This window comes from Sporosarcina sp. E16_3, assembly GCF_017347125.1.
In the GTDB taxonomy this organism is placed as follows: domain Bacteria; phylum Bacillota; class Bacilli; order Bacillales_A; family Planococcaceae; genus Sporosarcina.
On the sequence record NZ_JADPRX010000063.1, the window covers coordinates 1 to 3,603 of the forward strand.

The window sequence follows — 3,603 nt, forward strand, 5'->3', positions numbered from 1 at the left end:
TGCAAACAAACTTCTTCTTCCTGCCGTTCAAACTCGACAAACATCCCGCTTAAATTTTCATACACATAATGGACTTTAAAGCCCCTCTCTAAATACTCATCTACTTGTTTCATTTCATCCATACTTAGTAAATGATCCGACATACTTCCACCTCGCTTTTCTTATTCAGCACCATTTGCTTCGATTTCTTGCACGACGATATCGTCCCAATCGTGACCAACTGTAATACCTAAATACTTGGTGTCACCAGGATCGTCTAGTTCGGCTTGCGGGTACTTTTTGAACCACCAATATTTCGCCAAGACATAGTACACGATTCCCCGCCATTATTTTTGAACTAAAACACAAACTATCTAACTTGCGTTTTAAAAAGTAAGGATGGGCAAAAAAAGAGGTTCACATAAACAAATTCAGTCACTTTCAACAATTAGACCCGGATGGGATTTATGAGGATAAGGCTTAATATCAAGCTAAATTTTATCCTTCTCCACAATGTGTACGTTGAATAGAATAGTGTTACTAAAATATAGTAGAGATTCTTCAGCATGGTGCACATCAAAAATGAGAGTAAGTCAACCGGGTTACTAATGTTGACTTACTCTCGTGTTAGTTTGTGATTAAGAGTGACATGCTTGTTTCACGATACCTTCACGATCCTTGTATAATTAGAAGTCTAAATTCCAAAGCAAGCTTAGCGGTTTATTTAAGATGTTACGCTAAACCTGCAATCCATGGTGAAATAAGTTGTACATCACTCGTGTTGATAATCTGACCAACTGTGAATCCAGCTAGGTTTTGCACTCTAAAGTTGATTGGTGCAGGTGCAATTCCGGATACGCCGGTACTTCTACCACCTAAATTTGATCCGTTAACCTGGTTGTATACTGCAAAATGATAAACAAGATTACTTGAAAGCACTACGGGAGTAGTTAGTGGCAAGGTGAACACGCCTGCTGTCAATGAAGTTACTACAGCAGTAACAGCAATAACTTGGGATGTCGTTGCAGTTAACGGTACCAATACCGCCATTTGGAAGTTGCCACTCGATCCTACTTGTGTAACATAGGTTGAAAGTCTATTAATGGTTGGTGTTGACCCTAAAGAAACGAGAGCCCCAATTGCTTGGTTGTTTCCTCCGTTTACGTTATAGGGAATCTGTAGATTTAAGTCACCGATTTTTAGGGTTTCAAGAACTGCTGATCCAGTTCCAGCTGTACCAGTAGCCCCGGTTGCTCCAGTTGTTCCGGTTGCACCCGTTGCTCCCGTTGCCCCGGTTGTTCCGGTTGCACCTGTATCGCCTGTTGCTCCGGTTGCACCAGTTGCTCCAGTTTCACCTGTTGCCCCGGTTGCACCGGTTTCTCCGGTTGCTCCGGTATCGCCGGTTGCTCCGGTTGCTCCAGTATCGCCTGTTGCCCCGGTTGGTCCAGGTGGTCCTGTTGTACATTTCATTTTACGGAAACTGTTGTTATTACAAGGAACAATACACTTCCTATTATTACAACATTTTTTCACCCCATTTCTATAACATCCAATTCGAGTAATAGAAGGGGGGACGGGCATTCAATTACGTGCATAAAGGCGGGGGATTTCTTTAATATTTATCCATATGGTGACAATGCACATCATAACTATAAACAAATTTCCCCATTACTCCGCATACACCTTTTTGCATTGAACACCTTGAATTACCCTTATTTGTATATTGCGAAGTTTGTCCTACAATGTATTCAACATCAATAAAATGCATGAAAAGCACCATGTACCTTATGAAGAAATGATCATTCTTTATCGTTTAAAGGTTTATTGGATTTCTCATAGAACAGAAATAATTTTTTAATCAAAGGACGAGTAATTGAAATATACATATAGAGTGACAATGAGGGGGCAAGGAACGGTTACAATTAGTTTATGTATGATCGTTAAAAACGAAGTAGATACGAATGCCAGTTGTTTAGAATCTGTTAAGGATATTGTTGACGAAATCAATATCGTGGATACAGGTTCAACCGATCAAACGAAAGAGGTCCTAAAAATGTACACCAACCGTATTTATGATTTTGAATGGGTCTATAATTTTGCAGAGGCAAGAAATTATGCTTTCCAACAATCAACAAAAGATTTCATTTTATGGTTGGATGCAGACGATGTATTTTCTCCAAATAATCATGAAAAATTTAAAGAATTAAAAAAGAATCTCGATTTATCAATAGACTCAGTGGCGAAGGACTATAACCTCTTTGATCGGATTGAAAATGGAGATCACTGAATTGCTTCCTATTACATAGATGACTCAAAGTTTATTGTTTTATTATTGGGGATGGCAAGGCAAGTGCCAACCCCTTGTATTTTACTGAACTTCAATAATCGAAACAGAACCATCAGACAAAGTGGTAGTTGCAGATCCATTATAAATAAAATCTAATGTAATGGCACCTGCGGTAGCATTAGCTAAGAACGTTCCTGATACGCTAACATTAGGATCTAAAGTTCCGGTAACTGATTTACCTGAAAAACGACTTTGAAATACCGTATTAAATCTTGGTGTAACAGTAATATTTCCAATTATAGAACTAGTTGCTCTGAAAGTATACGAAACCAAATAAATGTGCCCAGTTGCTAGTACAAAGGTTGTGGTTGTAGGGTGAGTAATGTCAGTGCCATTAATAAACGTGGTTGAATACGAAATGGCTGTGCCATTTGCTACAGATGTTACATTAACACTAAATAGTCCGTTTTGTATTAAAGCACCTGCCCCAGTAGCACCGGTAGTTCCCGTAGCACCTGTTGCTCCCGTTGTTCCGGTTGTTCCGGTTGCTCCAGTTGCTCCCGTTGTTCCCGTTGCTCCAGTTGCTCCAGTTGCTCCAGTTGCTCCCGTTGCACCCGTTGTTCCCGTTGCACCAGTATTGCCGGTTGCTCCCGTTGCCCCAGTTGATCCGGTTGCTCCGGTTGCTCCAGTAGCGCCGGTTGCGCCTGTTTCACCCGTTTCACCTGTTGCTCCCGTTGTTCCGGTTGCCCCAGTATCGCCTGTTGTTCCGGTTGCGCCAGTGTCGCCGGTTTCACCTGTTGCTCCGGTTGCTCCGGTTGTTCCATTTTCTCCTGTTGCACCAGTTTCACCTGTTGCCCCGGTTACTCCGGTTGTTCCTGTTGCTCCAGTTGCTCCAGTTTCGCCGGTTGATCCGGTTGATCCGGTTGCACCAGTATCGCCTGTTGCTCCGATTGTTCCGGTTGCCCCAGTCGCTCCAGTTTCACCTGTTGCGCCAGTTTCTCCGGTTGCCCCAGTTGCTCCGGTTGATCCGGTTGCACCAGTATCGCCTGTTGCTCCGATTGTTCCGGTCGCCCCAGTCGCTCCAGTTTCACCTGTTGCCCCAGTTTCTCCTGTTGCTCCGGTTGATCCGGTTGCCCCAGTTGATCCATTTTCTCCCGTTGCTCCGATTGTTCCGGTTGCACCAGTATCGCCCATTGCTCCGATTGTTCCGGTCGCCCCAGTCGCTCCAGTTTCACCTGTTGCACCAGTTGCTCCGGTTGCGCCTGTTGCACCAGTTGCCCCGGTTACTCCGGTTGTTCCTGTTGCTCCAGTTGCTCCAGTTTCGCCGGTTGATCCGG

General features: G+C 43.6%; 3 protein-coding genes and 1 pseudogene. 1 reads left to right on the plus strand and 3 read right to left on the minus strand.

Going from position 1 to position 3,603, the window contains the following annotated elements:
* Positions 1-161 precede the first annotated feature (161 nt).
* Positions 162-314, minus strand: coding sequence for a hypothetical protein (locus I2483_RS18960; protein WP_207278619.1), 153 nt, complete (start codon positions 312-314; stop codon positions 162-164).
* Positions 315-711: 397 nt separating this feature from the next.
* Complete coding sequence (locus I2483_RS19550; RefSeq protein ID WP_255550523.1) at positions 712-1,449, minus strand: hypothetical protein; 738 nt, start codon at positions 1,447-1,449, stop codon at positions 712-714.
* A 427-nt stretch (positions 1,450-1,876) separates the two neighbouring features.
* Here I2483_RS19550 and I2483_RS18970 point away from each other — a divergent pair.
* Positions 1,877-2,233 (plus strand): annotated as a pseudogene (locus tag I2483_RS18970) (glycosyltransferase); the annotation flags it as partial.
* A gap of 114 nt (positions 2,234-2,347) precedes the next feature.
* Here I2483_RS18970 and I2483_RS18975 read toward each other — a convergent pair.
* Positions 2,348-3,603: collagen-like triple helix repeat-containing protein (locus tag I2483_RS18975; protein ID WP_207278621.1), on the minus strand; the 1,256-nt coding region annotated here is incomplete at its 5' end.